Annotated in this window: 17 protein-coding genes; 6 read left to right on the plus strand and 11 right to left on the minus strand. The window is 72.8% G+C overall.

Annotated features, from left to right (window positions below; all coding sequences use genetic code 11):
• Positions 1–139: 139 nt before the first annotated feature.
• Entirely contained in the window at positions 140–1,012 is an 873-nt protein-coding gene (locus KIH74_RS05995) for an alpha/beta fold hydrolase (RefSeq protein ID WP_214154761.1), read from the minus strand.
• A gap of 74 nt (positions 1,013–1,086) precedes the next feature.
• Here KIH74_RS05995 and KIH74_RS06000 point away from each other — a divergent pair, with 74 nt between their 5' ends.
• Positions 1,087–1,599 (plus strand): ATP-grasp domain-containing protein, encoded by a 513-nt coding sequence (locus KIH74_RS06000; protein WP_214154762.1) that lies wholly within the window; start codon positions 1,087–1,089, stop codon positions 1,597–1,599.
• On the opposite strand, the gene KIH74_RS06005 is transcribed toward KIH74_RS06000, so the two are convergent.
• On the minus strand, positions 1,596–2,204 hold the full coding sequence (locus KIH74_RS06005) for a TetR/AcrR family transcriptional regulator (RefSeq protein WP_214154763.1): 609 nt from the start codon (positions 2,202–2,204) through the stop codon (positions 1,596–1,598). The genes KIH74_RS06000 and KIH74_RS06005 overlap by 4 nt on opposite strands.
• Before the next feature lie 138 nt (positions 2,205–2,342).
• Between KIH74_RS06005 and KIH74_RS06010 the strand changes: the two genes are divergently transcribed.
• Positions 2,343–3,110, plus strand: a complete 768-nt coding sequence (locus KIH74_RS06010) for an SDR family oxidoreductase (protein ID WP_214154764.1) — start codon at positions 2,343–2,345, stop codon at positions 3,108–3,110.
• A 188-nt stretch (positions 3,111–3,298) separates the two neighbouring features.
• On the opposite strand, the gene KIH74_RS06015 is transcribed toward KIH74_RS06010, so the two are convergent.
• The 6 genes from KIH74_RS06015 to KIH74_RS06040 all read right to left on the minus strand — a co-directional run bounded on the left by KIH74_RS06015 (position 3,299) and on the right by KIH74_RS06040 (position 9,272).
• Positions 3,299–3,967 (minus strand): cutinase family protein, encoded by a 669-nt coding sequence (locus KIH74_RS06015; RefSeq protein WP_214154765.1) that lies wholly within the window; start codon positions 3,965–3,967, stop codon positions 3,299–3,301.
• Between the two features lie 183 nt (positions 3,968–4,150).
• Positions 4,151–5,020: a hypothetical protein gene (locus KIH74_RS06020; RefSeq protein WP_214154766.1), complete on the minus strand. Its 870-nt coding sequence runs from the start codon at positions 5,018–5,020 to the stop codon at positions 4,151–4,153.
• Positions 5,021–5,049: 29 nt separating this feature from the next.
• Positions 5,050–5,895 carry a hypothetical protein gene (locus KIH74_RS06025; protein ID WP_214154767.1) on the minus strand — a complete coding sequence of 282 codons (846 nt, stop codon included), beginning with the start codon at positions 5,893–5,895 and terminating at the stop codon, positions 5,050–5,052.
• A gap of 30 nt (positions 5,896–5,925) precedes the next feature.
• Complete coding sequence (locus tag KIH74_RS06030; protein ID WP_214154768.1) at positions 5,926–7,068, minus strand: T9SS type B sorting domain-containing protein; 1,143 nt, start codon at positions 7,066–7,068, stop codon at positions 5,926–5,928.
• Positions 7,069–7,105: 37 nt separating this feature from the next.
• Positions 7,106–7,903 (minus strand): hypothetical protein, encoded by a 798-nt coding sequence (locus KIH74_RS06035; protein WP_214154769.1) that lies wholly within the window; start codon positions 7,901–7,903, stop codon positions 7,106–7,108.
• A gap of 175 nt (positions 7,904–8,078) precedes the next feature.
• Entirely contained in the window at positions 8,079–9,272 is a 1,194-nt protein-coding gene (locus KIH74_RS06040) for an FAD-dependent monooxygenase (RefSeq protein ID WP_214154770.1), read from the minus strand.
• Between the two features lie 95 nt (positions 9,273–9,367).
• Here KIH74_RS06040 and KIH74_RS06045 point away from each other — a divergent pair, with 95 nt between their 5' ends.
• Both KIH74_RS06045 and idi read left to right on the plus strand, forming a co-directional pair.
• Positions 9,368–9,919, plus strand: coding sequence for a MarR family winged helix-turn-helix transcriptional regulator (locus KIH74_RS06045; RefSeq protein ID WP_214154771.1), 552 nt, complete (start codon positions 9,368–9,370; stop codon positions 9,917–9,919).
• The gene (gene idi / locus KIH74_RS06050) at positions 9,916–10,473 is read left to right on the plus strand and encodes an isopentenyl-diphosphate Delta-isomerase (protein ID WP_214154772.1); all 558 of its coding nucleotides are present in this window, start codon (positions 9,916–9,918) and stop codon (positions 10,471–10,473) included. Before KIH74_RS06045 ends, idi begins: the two co-directional genes overlap by 4 nt.
• Positions 10,474–10,492: 19 nt before the next feature.
• Here the strand turns inward: idi and KIH74_RS06055 are convergent, their stop codons facing one another.
• Together KIH74_RS06055 and KIH74_RS06060 are read right to left on the minus strand one after the other, a co-directional pair.
• Positions 10,493–12,559 (minus strand): methyl-accepting chemotaxis protein, encoded by a 2,067-nt coding sequence (locus tag KIH74_RS06055; protein ID WP_214154773.1) that lies wholly within the window; start codon positions 12,557–12,559, stop codon positions 10,493–10,495.
• A gap of 105 nt (positions 12,560–12,664) precedes the next feature.
• Entirely contained in the window at positions 12,665–13,519 is an 855-nt protein-coding gene (locus KIH74_RS06060; RefSeq protein WP_214154774.1) for a helix-turn-helix transcriptional regulator, read from the minus strand.
• Positions 13,520–13,679: 160 nt separating this feature from the next.
• Here KIH74_RS06060 and KIH74_RS06065 point away from each other — a divergent pair, with 160 nt between their 5' ends.
• Both KIH74_RS06065 and KIH74_RS06070 read left to right on the plus strand, forming a co-directional pair.
• Positions 13,680–14,519: an oxidoreductase gene (locus KIH74_RS06065; protein WP_372492006.1), complete on the plus strand. Its 840-nt coding sequence runs from the start codon at positions 13,680–13,682 to the stop codon at positions 14,517–14,519.
• A gap of 35 nt (positions 14,520–14,554) precedes the next feature.
• A complete protein-coding gene (locus tag KIH74_RS06070; RefSeq protein ID WP_214154776.1) occupies positions 14,555–15,376 on the plus strand; it encodes an SDR family NAD(P)-dependent oxidoreductase in 822 nt (273 codons plus the stop codon).
• Positions 15,377–15,746: 370 nt separating this feature from the next.
• Here KIH74_RS06070 and KIH74_RS06075 read toward each other — a convergent pair whose 3' ends face one another.
• Positions 15,747–16,895: an AI-2E family transporter gene (locus KIH74_RS06075; protein ID WP_214154777.1), complete on the minus strand. Its 1,149-nt coding sequence runs from the start codon at positions 16,893–16,895 to the stop codon at positions 15,747–15,749.
• Between the last annotated feature and the right edge of the window lie 156 nt (positions 16,896–17,051).

The following is a 17,051-nucleotide window of genomic DNA, read 5'->3' on the forward strand; positions in this document are numbered from 1 at the left end:
GGAACTCCTTGGGCGCCGGTAGCGAACTCTCCTGTGTCGACGCCACAGAGTCCTCACATGCACTGAACAAGAACTGTGCCGAGGCTATGAATGGGCTATGTACCTGTGTGCTGCGCAATTCGTTATCAACCGGAACACCTCAGCCCAGCGCCACGAGCCGGTCGAGCATCCGCTCGTTCGCGCCGACCACGATGGACAGGTGCCCCTCGCCGGTCAGCAGGTTGACGTCCGCACCCGGCACCGCCGAGGCCAGGTGACGGCCGTGCGCGAACGGCACCATCAGGTCCAGGTCGCCCTGCCAGATCGTGACCGGGCCGGCGATCTCGTCGAGCGAGAACCCCCAGTCGCGGGTGAAGGCGATGTCGTCGTCGAGCCATCCGTCCACGCCCAGGCGCAGTCCCTCGGCCATGCCGGCGGCCAGTTCCTCGCCGTAGGCGTCGGTCATCACCGCCCGGTCCACGTCGGGCAGCACCGAGGCGAGGGCCTCGATCACGCCCGCGGCGGTGGCCGTGACCAGGCCGGCGCGCTGCTCCTCCAGGTACGGCCGCGCCACCGGCTCCCCGTCGAGCACCGTGCCGAACTCGATCAGGTTCTCCTCGCCCATCCCGTCGAGGAAGTCCAGGCCGGACACGCCGTAGGGCGCCACCCCGGCGATCACCAGGCTCGCGCGCACCCCCGGCAGCCGCGCCGCGCAGGCCAGGGCGTGCGGGCCACCGCCGGAGTGCCCGGCCACGAAAAACTCTTCCGCACCGATGAATTCGAGCACCGCACGGGTGTCGTCCACCACGTCCACGACGCTGCGCCCGGCCTTGCGGTGCGAGCCGCCGTATCCCGCGCGGGAGGCGATCACCAGAGCCAGGCCGCGGTTCTTCGCGGCCTGCTCCAGCCCGGCCGGGGCCAGGCGCGAACCCGGCGTGCCGTGGTGGAACACCAGGGGGATCCCGCCGTCCTGGCCCCCGGTGTACAGCTCCAGGGCCCGGCCGTCGGGGAGGGTGAGGGTGTGGTCCGTCATGGCCACGATGGTGACACAGCCCGGACGGCGGAAAACCGGCGGCAGATCATGACTCCGGCGGGAATACTGCCCGCATGATCCTCCTGCTCCCCGCCGACCCGCTGCGCCCGCGCCGTCCCGACGGGCATTTCGCCGCCGAGGCCGGCCGGGCCCGCGAGAACGGCCTCGCCGTGGCCCTGGTCGATCACGACGAGCTGACCCGTCCGCACGGCGCGGGCCCGGCGATCGCCCGGGTGCCGCGGGGCGGCCTCGCGCTCTACCGCGGCTGGATGCTGAGCTCACGGCAGTACGAGGCGTTCGCCCAGGCGCTGCGCGAACGCGACGTGACCCTGGTGACGGACCCCGCGCGCTACCGCCGCGCCCACGAGCTGCCGGGCTGGTACGAGGCCCTGCGCGAGGTCACCCCGCGCACGGTGTGGAGCGAAGGAGCTGATCTGTCAGACGGTTTCGACGAGGCCTGCCGCCGGCTCGGGCCGGGCCCGGCGGTGCTGCGCGACCACACCAAGTCGATGAAGCACTACTGGCACGAGGCCGCCTTCATCCCCCGGCTCGCGGACCCCGTCCGCGCCGAGCAGGTCCTGCCCTAGGGATTCACGCCGTACAGCAGCCGCAGGATCGCATCGGTGAGGGCATCCACGAGCTCGTCGCCGGAGGCCCCGGGGTCGGCGTAGGCCTGGGTGAACGTGATGGTGCGCAGGTCGATCACCATCTTGGCCAGCAGCGCCGGCGGCCCCGCGACCGTCCGCCCGGCCGCGGCATCGCGTTCGATGCGCTCGCGGAACAGGGCGCACCCCTGGTCGACGAGAGCGGCCCGGACCTGCATGACCTCGGGGCCCGGGTCGGGGGTCACGAACGCCTCCCTCAGCCACCGGCCGTCGAGTTTCCAGCGAGCCAGCCCGGCCGACAGACAGCGGCGCAGGGCGTCACGGTCCAGGCCGTCGGAGGCCAGCCACTCGGCCGTCTCCGCGTCGGCCACGGCGATCTCCTGATCGATCAGCGCCGCGAGCAGGGACTGCTTGGACTCGAAGTAGAAGTAGAACCCGGAGCGGGCGATGCCTGCCGTGGAGGCGAGCTCGTCGATCGTGACCTGACCGATCGACTTCTCCCGCAAGATCGTGCGCGCGGCGTCGATCAGCGCGCGCTCGCGCTGATCGCCCTTCGTGGGTGGACGGCGGCTCCGGCTGGCTGACACCCCTCGACCATATCCGGCTTCGACCAAACTCGACGCATCAGTTATTTTTCTCGACACCGTGTTGATAAATATGAGCATCGTGTCTAGCTTGAAGCCGCAACGCCTGACCCGTGTCTACGGAATCGTTGAGGAGAAGTGATGTTTCAGGCACTGGAGAACAAGGTCGCCCTGGTCACCGGTGGCAGCCACGGCATCGGACGGGCCATCGCCGAGCGCTTCGCCCGCGACGGCGCAGTGGTCGGCATCGGGTACGGCCACGACGCGGACTCCGCCACGAACGTGGTGGAACAGATCCGCAAGGCCGGCGGCAGCGCCTTCGCGGTGCACACGGAACTGGGGCTGCCCGGTGACGCGGCCCGACTGTGGGCGGCCTTCGACGCGGCGGGACGGGAGTACGCGCTCGACGGCCGGATCGACGTTCTCGTCAACAATGCTGCCAAGGGCAGTTTCGCTTACCTGGCAGACGTGACGGAAGAGTCGTTCGACCAGGTGATGGCGATCAGTGTGAAGGCGCCGTTCTTCATCACCCAACAGGCATTGCCGCGCCTGCGCGACGGCGGCCGGATCATCAACATCTCCAGCCTGTCGGCCACGCTCGCGTCCCCGTACGCGATCGCCTACGGCGTGGCCAAGGGCGCCCTGGACGCGTTCACTCTCTCGTTGGCCCAGGACCTCGGCTCCCGCGGCATCACGGTCAACTCGGTCGCCCCTGGTGTGATCCGCACCCGCAACAACGCCCACCTCGATCAGGACGAGCAGGCCGCGGCGAGGGCCGTGGCCCGCATGGCCCTGAACCGGCTCGGCGAACCCGAGGACGTCGCCGACGTCGTCGCCTTCCTCGCCTCCCGGGACGGCCGCTGGGTGACCGGTCAGGTCATCGACGCCTCCGGCGGGACCGCGTTGTGATGATGGCGTCGAGTGAAACTCGGGCGGTCAGGCGCGGCGTGCTGGGCCCCGGTGCCGGGCCCTCGGGCACCGGCCACCCGCATCCGTCACCTGCCGGGAAGGTCTGCCGGATCAGGGCCACGAGCGTCTCGATCAGAGTGTGGGTGGCCCACCCGGCCACGAAACGGCCGGGCGGGTCACCGCCACCATCAACCCTCCGCGCTCACCTTTCCGGCCGCGAACTGTGCGGCGTCGCTGACACTGCCGTTGCTGGCGTAGGTGAGGTGGGCCAGCGAGTTGGCTCCCCCGCCGCAGACCGGGTCGCCGGTGTTGCAGTACGACTTGGCCTTGCCCCCGTAGAGCTCACTGCTGTCTTCGATGGTCTGGCGCGACAGCCCCAGCGGGTTGCCGAACACCACGACCGCCGCCACCCGCGGCGCCAGCTCGTCCGGGATCGCCGAGCCCCGGCCCAGCGTGGTGGGGATGCCCAGGGCGATGTCGGTGACACTCGCCCCCTGTGAGTAGCCACCCAGCACGAACTGGGTGTCCGGGCAGGCCTGGGCCTGCTCCACCACGTGCTCGGTCATGTCGGTGGCACCGGCCCCGGCACTGCTCTGGTCGTAGGCGGCCGCGTACTGCACCGCGTAGGAGGTGACGCTGCGGCCCTCCAGCTGCGAGCTCAGCCCGCTCACCAGCGGGGTGCCGGTGATGCCCAGGCCGGGCATCTCTCCGCTGCCGCGCGCGAACACCACCTCCACGTCGGAACACCCGGACGCCGGAACGGCCTGCGCCGCCGGGCCGCCGGCCGAGACCACGGCCGTGACGGCGGCCGCGGTGACGGCACCGGCGGCCAGCAGGCGAATCCTGTTGCTGGACATGTGTGAACACCTCTGGTTCTTCGATGGTCAGGGCACGTCCACGCTGACGCAGCCGACCACAACCACCGGTTAGGGCAGAGCTAAAGGCAGCACCAGCTTGGAACATCCAGCACCGCCAACCCCAAAAGCATCACCGGACAACCCGGATCGTGCCGCTGCCGATCTGGGGCGAGGAACCGCCGGTCAGGGTCCAGCGGTAGGTGCCGGCCCGCACCGCGCGGCCCGACCCGGTGCGCCCGTCCCACGTCGCCCGCACCAGCCCACCCGGGAACCCTTGCCGCTGTTCAGGTTGCGGTAGAGCACCCGCCCGGCCCCGGTGTGCCACAGCACGCGCGGCCCGAACAGGTCGGCCGGCTGATCGCCCAGGTCCAGGGCGGGCCACAGGTCCCGGTCACCCACGACCCGCACCTGCCCACCGGCCAGGCTCCAGGCCCCGGACTGCTTGAGCGGCGGGTCCGCCGGGGGCCACGGCCGGCTCTGCCCGAACCGCTCCGGCTTCCCGTCGCCCCACAGCGTGTACCGCCCGACGGTCCGGCTCAGCGACCGAGGGCCGGAGACGCTCAGGGCCGGGCCCCGGCTGCCCGCCGGGTACATCACATCCGGCCCGTCCGGCCCGCTCACCGTTCGCTTCCCCACGCCGACCGGCGTCCCCCGCGCGTCCCGGATCAGGCGGCGGGTGACGACCGACGCGACGTTCTCCTCCGGCAGCGCCGCGCGGCGCTGTGTGTAGGCCAGAACGCCCGCGTCGAGCCCCACGTCGGCGATGACGTCGCGGACGCGGCCCACGGTGCCCAGGCGCGTGGCCTCGGCCGTCACGTCGTCCCCCACCCGGTACACCCCGGCGGTGGCCGCGACGTCGCCGCCGAGCCCCAGGTACAGGTGGCCGTCGTCGAGTGCCATGCCGTCCAGACCCTCGACCGTGCGGCCGGTTCCGCCCAGCGGCGCCACGGTGCGCCAGGTGGTGCCGTCCCCCTGCCGCACCCGGCCCACCTGTGGCTCACCCGGGCCGCTGAGCTGGTCGGCCACCACGACCACGTCGTCGTCGGCCACCACGGTGCTGCCCCACAGGGACGGCTGCGAGGTCAGGCCCCCAGGTCGTGCACCGTGCCGCCGGCCCGCTCCCGGCGGTGCGCCGTCACCGCGAACGTCCCCGGGCCGGTCCGCCCGTAGCCGATCCATACCTCCGAGTGCGGGGTCAGCGCCATGTCCAGCACGCCCACACCGGTGCCGTCGTCGGCCATCTCGGCCAGCTTCTCGACCGTGCGGCCGTCGTCGGTGATCAGCACGGTGCGCCGGGAGACCATGAACTCCTCGTCCTCGCCCGGCGAGCGCAGCGAGTACGACACCAGCGTGCGCTCCCCGTCGCCCACCGCCTCCGGCCCGAGCAGGGCGTCTTCCGGAATACCTTTCAGCAGAACCTGTTCCGTGCCCTCGTCACGGTGCTCGCTGAGTGTCTCGCCGTGCAGGCCGAGCCATCCGTGCGGGGTCCAGCCCAGCGGCACGTCCTCGGTCTCGCGCGACGAGCGCTCACCGGTGGCCAGGTTCACCGTGTGCAGCAGCCACCGGCCGTACTCGACGTTCTGCGCCCAGCGCAGAACGTCGCCGGTCAGGTCGTCGGGGCCGTAGGCGTCCTGGTCGTGACGGCCGACCACGCTCAGCCGCCCCGGATCGCTCACCTGACCGGTCATCAGGGTGCCCCCGTCCCGCACCACCGCCGCCCGCCCGTCGCTGACGCCCAGCAGACGAAGCGTCGCATCGGACGGCAGGGTGGGCCGCACCCGGATCACCTCCGACGTCGCCCGAACCCGTTCCCCGCGAGCGCTGTTCGGACCGTTGTGCAGCCCGTCGTGCAGCCCCGCCCCCGACAGCACCAGGGCCAGCAGTCCCGACGTCGCCGCCGTCTGTCTCCGGCCAGTGGTCGATTCCATGGATCCCCCTCATCCGGTTCCTGGTCTTCCCTACCGCTCGCCGGTCATCTCGACCGTGCCACCGACCGCCGTGAGCCCGGTGCCGGTGAGCGTCCACCGGTAGCGTCCGGGCCTCACCGTCCGGCCGCTCCCGGTCCGCCCGTCCCAGGTCACCCGGATCAGGTCGTGCCGCCCCTTCGGCGTCAGCGTCCGAATCACCTTTCCGTCACGCCTAATTCGCAACCGTGGGCGCCCGATCGGCGCGGTCACGTCGAACTGCGCCCGCCACCGCTGCCCGCCCGTCACCCGTTCCGGGGCCAGCGAGCTGATCAGCTCCGGCCGGGCCCTGACCGCGAGAGCCAGCCTCCGCACCTCGATCTCGCCGGACGCCGTGACACCGGCCAGCACGTCGTCATCAATCTGGTAGGGAGCCACCAGGCCGGTCGCGACCGGCGCCGATCCGGATCGCCCGAGATCCAGCGTGTGCACCCCGTTCTCGCGGTCGGTCCAGGAGAGCACGTCGCCGTCCAGCCGGATTGCGCGGGCCGCCTCCGCCGGCACCACCCGCGCCGTCGTCCTCTTCCAATCATGGACGACGATCCGCCCGTCCGCGTCCACCCAGGCGTACCGGTGCGCCCCGATCGCCACCGGGCCGGCCGCCCCCGACCCGGCCAGCACCCGGGCTCCCTTGCCGGTGGCCAGATTCCGGTACAGAACGGGACCGCCCGGCGTGCGCCAGATCACCCGCGGCCCGTACAGGTCGGCGGGCTGGTCACCGAGATCCAGCCGGGTGTCGAGCATTCCGAGGTCGGTAACCTGCACCCTCCCGCCGACCAGGCTCCAGGCACCCGACTGCCTCACCCGCAGCCCGTCCGGCGGCCATCCCGCAGACGTGGTTCCGTAGGCCAGGCTGTCCGGTTCGCTCCACAGCACGTACCGGGTGGTGAAGCGGGTGAGGGCCCGGCCGCCGGACAGGCTCAGGGCCGGGCCACGGCTGCGTGACGGGTACATGACCACCGGCACCAGCACGTCACCCGCGTTGCGGGCGCCGAGCCCGGTCAGCCGCCCGTCCCGCGCCCGGATCAGCGTGCGCGACAGCAGGGGCACGTCGTAGGCCGGCGGCAGAGCGGCGTCACGTTCGGTCCAGGCCAGGCGCCCGCCGCTGAGCGCCACGTCCGCGATCAGGTTGCGCACCCGCGGGACGGTCGCGAAACGGGTTGCCCTGCCGTCGTTACCGGCCCGGTAGACGCCCGCGGTGGTGGCGCCGGCGGTGCAGGGTCATGCCGTCAGCGCCGTCGGCCGTGGCCCAGACCTCCGAGCCCGGTGCCAGCGCCAGCCCGGTGCCGAAACCCCCGCCGGACGAGCCCTTCCCGCTCTCGGCCAGGGTCTCGACGGTTTCACCCCCGTCGGTGACGAGCACGGTGCGGCGGAACCCGGCCGGGTCACGGCCCCCGGCGAAGGTGTACGAGATCAGGGTGCGCTCGCCGTCGCTGACCACCTCGGTGCCGAAGGTGTCGGACGACGCCCCTTCCGGCAGCCCCCGGAACAGTACGCGGCTGCTGTCGCCGTGGTGCTCGACCAGGGCGTCGTCCTGCTGTTCCAGCCACCCGCCGGGAGTCCAGGCGACCAGCCCGCCGGAGGTCTCCCGGGTGGAGGACTCGCCGGTGACCAGGTTCAGCGTGTGCAGCGTCCGGGCCGGGTAGCGCCCGTCCTCCATCCAGCGCAGCAGGTCGCCCCGCAGGTCGACGCCGCCGGAGGAGTCCTGCTCCAGCCGGCCGGTCGCGGTCATCAGGCCCGGACGCTCCACCCGGCCGGTCAGCAGCGTGACCCCGTTGCGGACCGCGGTCACCCGGCCGCCATGGACACCCAGCAACCGCAACCGCGTGGTGGCCGGGAGGGCGGGCCGCACATGGAACACCTCGCCCACGTCCGGCCGCGCCCCCTCACCGGGCCCGGTCACCACGCCACCGGCCGGGCCGGCACCGGACAGCACCGATCCGCAGATCAGGAGCGGCACCAGAACCGGCACGCGCGCCATCATCGCCGCGAACCCCGCGAAGAATCCCGCGAACCCCGCGCGCCATCGGCCCGGCCCGGATCCCATCACGCCCCCGATCACCCGGCGGACCCCCACGTCCTCACCGGATCGGGCTCACCGTAGCGTCCGGGGGCCTACGCCACAGCGGTTTTCGCCGTCCTTACCCCTACGGCCACTGCGGCAGGGCGGGCATGGCGCCCGACTTGGACAGGAACGCCCGCTCCACCAGGTTGCGCACCGGCGGCAGCGCGGCGAAACGGTGCCCAGCCTCCAGCACCCGCAGGCCGGGCCGCGAGCGGGGGAACATGATCCGGGGCACGCCGGGCGGGAAGTTCTGCACCTTCTCGGCATAGGGTCGCATCAGCCGCTCGTAGGCGGCGAAAGCCGTTGCGGGACCATCGCTCCGGTAGGAACGGGCAAGTTCTGCCCCGAGCACCCAGGCGCCGACCAGGGCCAGGCTGGTGCCCATGCCGGAGGGTCCGGAGGCCCAGGCGGCGTCCCCCAGAAGCACCACGCGCCCGCGGCTGTAGGAGGGCAGGCGGACCTGCTCGAAGCGCTCGAAGTAGAACTCCTCCGGGCGGGCTGCGAAACCGTCGAGCACGCGCGGGGTCTCCCAGCCGACGTCGGCGAAGGCGGCGCGCAGCACGGCCATCTGCGCCTCGAACCCGAGGTTCTCCAGGCCCAGGGGCCGGGTGAAGAAGGCCAGGTTGGCGCGGATGGTGCCCTGGTTGTCGGGACGCATCGAGACCATCCGGCTGCCGGTGGCGGTGAGCCAGCGCCACCAGTCGTCGTCGGCCGCGCTGCGGTCGATGGTGCCGTAGGCGATGTACTCGCCGAGGTCGCGGCCGCCGGTCGCGTCGCCGAAGACCAGCCGGCGGGTGCGCGAGCGCCGTCCCTCGGCCACGACCATCAGGTCGTAGCGTTCGCGGCCGCCACCGGCCAGGGTGACCTCCACGCCGTCGGCGTCCTGCTGCACGGCGGTGACGTGGTCGCCGTAGCGGCGGGGCACCTCGCCGTCGGTGAGCGAGGTCAGCAGTTCGGACAGGTCGCCGCGGAGGATCTCGATCTCGGCGGTCGGGCCGTCCCGGCCCTCCTGGGCGGGGAACGAGGCGTAGACCCGGCCGGTGCGGTCGAGGAATCGGGTGCCCACCTCGCCGGTGCGACGGGCCCGCACCGCCTCCCGCAGGCCCATCGCGTCAATCACGTCACGGCCGGCGTCACGGATGTCGATGTTCTGCCCGGCCGTGCGCGGGGCGGGTGCCCGCTCCAGCAGGACCGGGGAGAACCCGGCCCGGCGCAGGGCCCAGGCCGCCGCGGGTCCGGCGATGCTTCCACCGGTCACCAGGACGCTCGTACTCATGAGGGCTGCTCCCTGTTCGTCGTCCACCATTAAACACTTCACAGTGAAGTTACTACTGCGGTGAAGTGTTGCATGTCGTGAAGTACATTGGCGCCATGGACGACGAGGTGCCCCCGTTCCCGGCGGTGCTGGAGCCCGGCCCGCGCCTGGACCTGCTCGACCGGCTGCGCTCCTACGCGGGGCTGTACGCGGAGATGGCCCGGCTGACCGCACGGCGGCTGTCGCTGCACACCACCGACGTCAACGCGCTGGTCGAGGTGCTGTGGGCCGAGCGGACGGGCGAACCGCTCACCCCGGCACGGCTGGCCGAGCGGGTCGGGCTCACCTCCGGCGCCACCAACGCGCTGGTGAACCGGCTGGAGACAGCCGGTTACGTGACCCGCAGCCGCGAGCACACCGACCGCCGGCAGGTGACACTGCGGGCCACCCCGACCGCCCGCGAGCGCACCGAGCAGATCTACACCCGCCCCGCGGAGCTGTTCGAGGCCACCTTCGCCCGCCTGGACCCGGCTACGGTGCGGGCGATGATCGGCGCGATGGACCTGCTCACCGCCACACTGGCCCAGGTCAACGCCGAGATGGCCGCCCCGGCGGGCGGCAAACATAATGGCGGGGAGCAGCACCACCCGACGAGAGGACGCACATGACGGTGACCAACCCGCGCGAGGCCGAGGACCTGGTCGTCCTGCTGGACCACGACGACGCGCCCTGCGGCACCGCGAGCCGGCTCACCGTGCACGACACCGAGACCCCTCTGCACCTGGCCTACTCCCTGCACCTGCTCGACCGGTCGGGGCGCACGCTGGTGACCCGCCGGGCGCTGGAGAAGAAGACCTGGCCGGGGGTGTGGACCAACTCCTGCTGCGGGCATCCCCGTCCCGGGGAGCGGGTGAGCACCGCCGTGGTGCGGCGCACCGCCGAGGAACTCGGGGTCACGCTGGCCGAGAGCGACCTGACGGTGGTGCTGCCCTCGTTCCGGTACCGGGCCGTGGACGCCAGCGGCGTGGTCGAGCACGAGGTGTGCCCGGTGCACGTGGCGGTGGTCGACGACCCGCCGCTGCTGCCCGACCCGGCCGAGGTGGCCGAGTACGCCTGGGTGGCCTGGGGCGACCTGTACGAGTCGGTGCGGCGCACGCCGTTCGCGTTCAGTCCCTGGCTGGTGCTCCAGATGCGGGCGATCGGGCCGGACCTGCCGGTCTGACGTCCCGGCCCGCGAGTCCTCAGCGCGCCGGCCGGAGCCGTTCCTCCACCGCCCGCACCAGCAGCTGCCGGTCCTCCGGGGTCAGCTCGGTGAACCGCAGCCCGAGCACCGGGTGCTCGCCGCTGGTCAGCCGCACCGCCTGGGCGCGGAAACGCATCGGCCGGCCGAGCACGTCCAGCGACGCCTCCACGTGGTCGCCGATGGTCGGCGGCGGGCCGTCCGGCGGGCGGCAGCCCAGCCCGGTCTCGCTCAGGTCCATCAGCACGGTCTGCCAGTTCTGCCCGCGGTAGGTCAGCTGCACCGGCTGGCTGGCCGGAACCCGTTCCCGGCCGCGGCGTTCCAGCGCCTCGTCCATGCGCTCCATGCCGCGCAGCCGCTCGATCGTCTCGGTTACCGAGGCGTCCAGGTGCTCGACCAGGGAGCGCTGCTCCTCGGCCACCCCGGCCAGCCCGGAGGTGGCCTCGTCGACGCCGGCGATGCTGTCGGCCACGCCGCTGATCGCGGTGTGCATCTCCCCCGCGTCCTGCTCGATCTGGCTGATGATGCTGGTGATCTGCTCGGTGGACGAGGCCGTGGTCATCGCCAGGTTCTTCACCTCGGCCGCGACCACGCCGAAGCCCCGGCCGGCCTCGCCCGCGCGGGCCGCCTCGATGTTCGCGTTCAGCGCCAGCAGCTTGGTCTGGTCGGCCACCCCGGCGATCAGGTTGGCCATGCCGGCCACCCGGGCCAGGCTCTCGCCCAGCGCCGTGACCACGCGGTTGGCCTGCTCGGCCCGGGCCACCACGTCGCGGGTGACCTGGTTCGCGCTGGCCACCCGGCCGTCGATGGTGCCGGCCGTGGCCCGCACCGCCTCCACGTCACGCACCACCGACTGGAGTTCCTCCACCACCGCCCCGGAGGTCTGGGCCACCACCTCCTGGGCCCGCTCCCGGGACTGTTTCTCGGCCTCGCGCTGCCGCAGGAACGCCTCGTGCACCTGCTCCTCCCGGGCCTCCTGCGCCCCGCGCAGCTGCCCGGCCGAAGAGTCCAGCTGATGGCGGGCCACCAGCAGGGCCCGGCCGATGTCGCCCATCTCGTCCCGGCCACCCGGCAGCGGGTGCGAGCGCAGGTCGCCCGCCGCGATCGCCTGTACCCCGGCCACGGCCAGCGCCACGTCGTGCCGGGTGCGCCACCACACGCCGACGGCCAGCCAGACGCCGATCAGGAAGAACACCAGGGCCAGCACCATGATCCGGTCGCGGCGCTGTTCCAGCCCGTCGATGCGGGCGTCGAGCAGGTCGCCGAGCGTGGTGGCCAGCGGGCCGACGGCCGCCTGCGCGGCCGCGGCCACGTCCTGCGGGTCGGCGGCGCCCGGGCTGTCCAGGTCGTCGCCGAGCCGGTCGGCCAGGGCGCGCCCGGCCGCGGCCAGGGCGGTCGCGGTGGCCAGCCGCTGCTGAAGGCCGTCGGCGGAGGTGTTGGCCGCGCCCGTCGCCACCCCGGCGTCGATCGCGTCGGCGGCGGCGCGCAGGGTGCCGGCCAGCACCCCCTGCGCGGCGATCCGGCTGCTCAGCGGGCCGGTGGTGTCCGGGTGCGCGGCGTGCACGGCGGCCTGCGCCATCCGCGGCAGCTGCACCACCTGCGCGTCCATCACGTAGAACGAGTCCAGGTCGGGGTCGAGCACCAGACCCGAGTAGTTGCCGATCGCCGTCACCAGGCCCACCAGCGCGTCCACCTGGCCGGTGGGCTCGTCGCCGGCGGCACTCAGGGACTGCACCGCGTCGTCGAGCCTCAGCTCCGGGTACTCCTGCGCCAGGCCGGTCAGCGCGCCGGTGTCGGGACTCCCGCCGGCCAGCACCGTCACCAGTTCGTCGAGTACCGGCCGCAGCACGTCGACACCCTCGCGCTCCTGCGAGGCCGCGCCGGTCTGGTCACCCATCACCGCGGCGAACGACCAGGTGGCCACCAGCCCCGGGATCAGCAGCATGACGATCATCAGGTTCAGGCGGGAGCTGGAGCGCAGCCGGTCGGTCACCGCCAGGGCCGGCCGCAGCACGAGCGGCCGGCCGTCCGGGCGCGCCACGTCGCGGTCGCGCCCCGAAACGGTCATACCCTCGTGTCGGCCGATCGGGCGCACTTCTTGATCCCGCTGATTCCGGCACTGCCAAGACCTCAAAAGTGGACGACGATCCGCCCGGCCGCCGGGCCGCCGCGCTCAGGATCCCGCCGTCGGCGCGATCTCACCGGCCCGCCACCGGGCCAGGAACGCCATCGCCTCCTGGGACGCCGGGTCCGCGGCGGTGTAGACGAAGAGTGTCTGGGTGGCGTCGTCGGGGAGGGGGAATGCCTCCCAGTCGACGGTGAGGGGCCCGGCCACCGGATGCCGGAAGCGCTTGGTGCCGGCCGTGCGGCCGGTCGGGTGGGGCTCGGCCCACCAGGTGCGGAACTCCCGGCTGGCCGTGGCGAGTTCGCCGACCAGCGCGGCGATCCGTGGATCCCCCGGCCGGGCACTGGACTCCAGCTGGAGCACGCCGACCATGTCGGAGGCGATCACCGCCCAGTCCAGGTAGAGCTCCCGGGCGGCCGGGTCGGTCAGCAGCCAGGTGAGGAGGTTGCGCCGGTGCGCGGGCTCGGCCGGGAAGTCGTGGATGAGGGCCCACATCAGGCTGTTGCCGTCCAGCACCTCGGCCCGCGGGCCGAGCACGAACGCGGCCTGGGTGCTGAGGGCCTGCATCATCCGCACCACCCCGGGCCGCACCCCGGCACCGGAAGCCACCCGTGGCCCGTGGGCCGGGCGGTGGCCGGCCAGGTTGAACAGGTAGCCGCGCTCGGCGTCGTCGAGTTTCAGGGTGCGGGCCACCGCGTTCAGCACCGACTCGGACGGGGTGATCTGACGCCCCTGTTCCAGGCGGACGTACCAGTCGACGCTCACCCCGGACAGGAACGCGACCTCCTCCCGCCGCAGCCCGGGCACCCGGCGCGGGCCGGTGACCGGCACCCCGGCCTGGGCCGGCGTGATCGCCGCCCGCCGGGCGGTGAGGAAGGCGCTGAGGGCCTTGTTGGTCGGCATCCCGGCATTCTCACCTCCGGTCCCGCGATCGGCCCAGGTCTGTGGGTGGGCCGCCCGGTCCTACGGTGCGCCCGCCCTTCCGGGCACGGGTGGCCCGGCCTTGACTGAGACGGCCGCGGCGCACCGATCCGCGGCACCCGCCCTCACCCTGGAGACTCACGTGCTCACCTGGTTCATCACCGGTTCTTCCCGCGGTTTCGGCCGGCACACCGCCCTGGAGGCCCTGCGCCGCGGCGACCGGGTCGTGGCCACCGCCCGGTCGCTCGCCGCGCTCAAGGATCTCGAGGAGCTCGGCGGCGAGCGCGTCCTGACCGCGGAGCTCGACGTCACCCGCCCGGAGCAGATTGACCGCGCGGTGGCCCTGGCCGGGGAACGGTTCGGGGGTGTGGACGTGCTGCTGAACAACGCCGGGATCGGCTACTTCGCCGCCGTGGAGGAGAGCGAGCAGGCACAGGTGCGGCGGATGATGGAGATCAACGTGCACGGTCTGGCCGCCGTCACCGCCGCCGTCCTGCCCGGGATGCGGGCCTGCCGCTCGGGCACGGTCCTGAACGTCTCGTCGGTCGGCGGGGTGCGCTCGTTCCCCGCGGTCGGCTGGTACAACGCCTCCAAGTTCGCCGTCGAGGGGCTCTCCGAGGCGCTGGCCCAGGAGGTGGCCCCGCTGGGGATCCGGGTGGTGCTGATCGAGCCCTCCGGGTTCGCCACCGACTGGGCCGGTGACTCCGCCGGCGAGGTGGCCGCGCACGCGGTCATCGCCGACTACGACGGCACGGCGGGGGCCCAGCGCCGGGCCTTCCGCGAGGGCGCGGGCCGGGAGGCCGGTGACCCGGCCAGGGCCGCCGTGGCCATCGTCGACGTGGCCCACGACGCGGCGCCGCCGCTGCGCCTGCCGCTGGGCAACTTCGCCTACGACGGGCTGCTGGAGAAGCTCGACGCGGTGCGCGCCGATGTGGCCTCCCGGGAGGCCGTCAGCCGGGGCGCCGACCGCGTCGCCTCCTGATCCGCCACGATTCTTCCCACGTACGAGGAGCATTCATGAGCACGACGTCCACCCGCCCGCTGGCCCTGGTGAGCGGTGGCTCGGCCGGCATCGGCCTGGAACTGGCCCGGCAGCTGGCCGGGCACGGTCACGACCTGGCGCTGTCCGGGCAGAGCGCCCGGGTGCACGAGACCGCCGCCCGGCTGGAGGCCGAGATGAGGACGGAGACCGATCCGGAGGGCACCGGGATGCGGGCGTACCCGCACCGCGGCGACGCCGGCACCCACGAGGGGGTCGAGAGTTTCTGGGACTTCGTCACCGCCCTGCGGCGGCCGGTGCGGGTGGCGGTGCTGAACGTGGGCATCAGCCTGGGCGGCGCCTTCACCGACCGGTCGCTGGAGGAGCACCTGCGCCTGGTTGCGGTGAACGTGACCGGCACCGTGCACCTGGCCAAGCGGGTGGTGGACCACATGACCGGCAACGGCGCGGGCCGGATCCTGATCGTCTCGTCGGTCTCGGCGACCACCCCGACCCCGTACGAGACGGTCTACGGGCCCACCAAGGCTTTCGGGTTCTCGTTCGCCGAGTCGCTGCGGGAGGAGCTGAAGGACACCGGGGTGTCGGTGACCGCGCTGCTGCCCGGGGCGACCGCCACGCAGTTCCATGCCCGGGCGGGCATGGACAACCGGAGGTTCGGCGACAACTCCTGGAAGAACGATCCCGCCGCCGTGGCCCGGCAGGGCTACCAGGCGCTGATGGCCGGTGCCGACCACGTCGTCGGCGGGGACGAGGCCACCCGGCGGGAGGCCGAGCTCAACCGGACCACGCCGGAACCGGTCAAGGCCGCCCGCTTCGCCGCGAGCGCCCGGCCCGACTGACGTTCCCGCCGCAGCGGTGGGACCGCCCGTCGTGTGCATCCCGGGTGCGTACGACGGTTCGGCACTGGCACCCGTCCTGCCCCGGCCGGAGACCCCCGGCCGGGGCCGAGGGCGCCGGGACCGGCCGGGCCGGGGGGCGTCGGCCCAGGTCACCAGGCACCGGCGTGCTGATCTGTTCGTCACCGGGTGCCGCGGGAACCGGGTGCACCGGTGCACCCGGTGTCAAGGGCTCTTGGCCGGGGCGGGCCGGGCGCCGACGATGGCCGCACCACTGCCGTCGCTGTGCCCGTCCCTGAGAGGTGCCCCGTGGAGATCCTGATCATCCTGCTGGTCATGTTCGTGATCTGGCAGTACTTCAAGTAGGACCGGATCAGGCCGGATTCTCTGAAGCCCCAGGAGTTTCCGGCTCCGGAACCAGCTCCGGGTCCAGCTCCGGCCCGGGGCCCGGGTCAGCGTCCGGGTCGGACAGCTGTTCCCGCAGATAGCCCCAGAAGACGCCGACGAGGGCGGCGACCGGAACCGCGAGCAGGCTGCCGACGATGCCGGCCAGGCCGCCGCCCAGCGTCACCGCGAGCAGCACCACCGCCGGATGCAGGCCCAGTCCCCGGCTCTGGATCATCGGCGAGAACACGTTTCCCTCGAGCTGCTGCACGGCCACGATGATGACCAGCACGATCACGGCGTCACCCAGGCCGTTCGAGACCAGCGCGATCAGCACCGCCACGAACCCGGCGAACAGCGCGCCCACGATCGGCACGAACGCGGTGAGGAACGTCAGCGCCGCCAGCGGCAGCACCAGCGGCACCCCGACGATCCACAGGCCGATACCGATGCAGATCGCGTCGAGCAGCCCGACGAACGCCTGCGAGCGCACGAACGCGCCCAGGGTGTCCCAGCTGCGGGTGGCGATGATCGGCACGTCCACGGCGAGGCGGCCGGGCAGCTGGCGGGTGAGCCAGGGCAGGAAGCGCGGCCCGTCCTTGAGGAAGAAGAACATCAGGAACACCGCGAGCACGGCGGTGATGACGCCGTTCACGACGGTGGTGACGCCGACCAGGGTGGTGGTGACGATGCTGCCCACGCTGTCCTGGAGGCGGGCCGCGGCGGCGTCGAAGGCCTGGGTGATCTGGTCGTCGCCGATGTTCAGCGGCGGGCCGGAGGCCCATTCGCGCACCTGCTGGATACCGTCGACCACACCGTCGGTGAGGTCACCGGACTGCGAGGCGACGGGGACGGCGATCAGGATGACCGCGCCGACGGCCAGCAGCAGCGAGCCGAGGGTGACGGCGACGGCGGCCAGGGTGGCGGGCCAGCGGTGACGGCGCAGGAACCGGGCCACCGGCCAGGTGAGGGTGGTCAGCAGCAGCGCCACCACCAGCGGCCAGACCACCGACCACAGGTAGCCCAGCAACCAGAGCGTGACCCGGAGCATGAGCAGCACGATCAGGATCTGTACCGAGGCCAGCGCCGCGGTGAGCAACGCCGATCGGGTCTTGGCGGGATTCATCGTCCGCTGCATCGAACACTCATTCCGGAAATGGCCTGCGGGACGAGTCCCCCTGCGGTCCGGATTGTGTTAGGCCGTTCTGCGCGGCGCAATTCGGCTCGCGGTGCGCCGCCGGTGCACCGGGATGAATCCGGTCACGTCGTGCCGGCGTCCAACGGTGGACGACGG

Source organism: Kineosporia corallincola, assembly GCF_018499875.1.
GTDB lineage: Bacteria > Actinomycetota > Actinomycetes > Actinomycetales > Kineosporiaceae > Kineosporia > Kineosporia corallincola.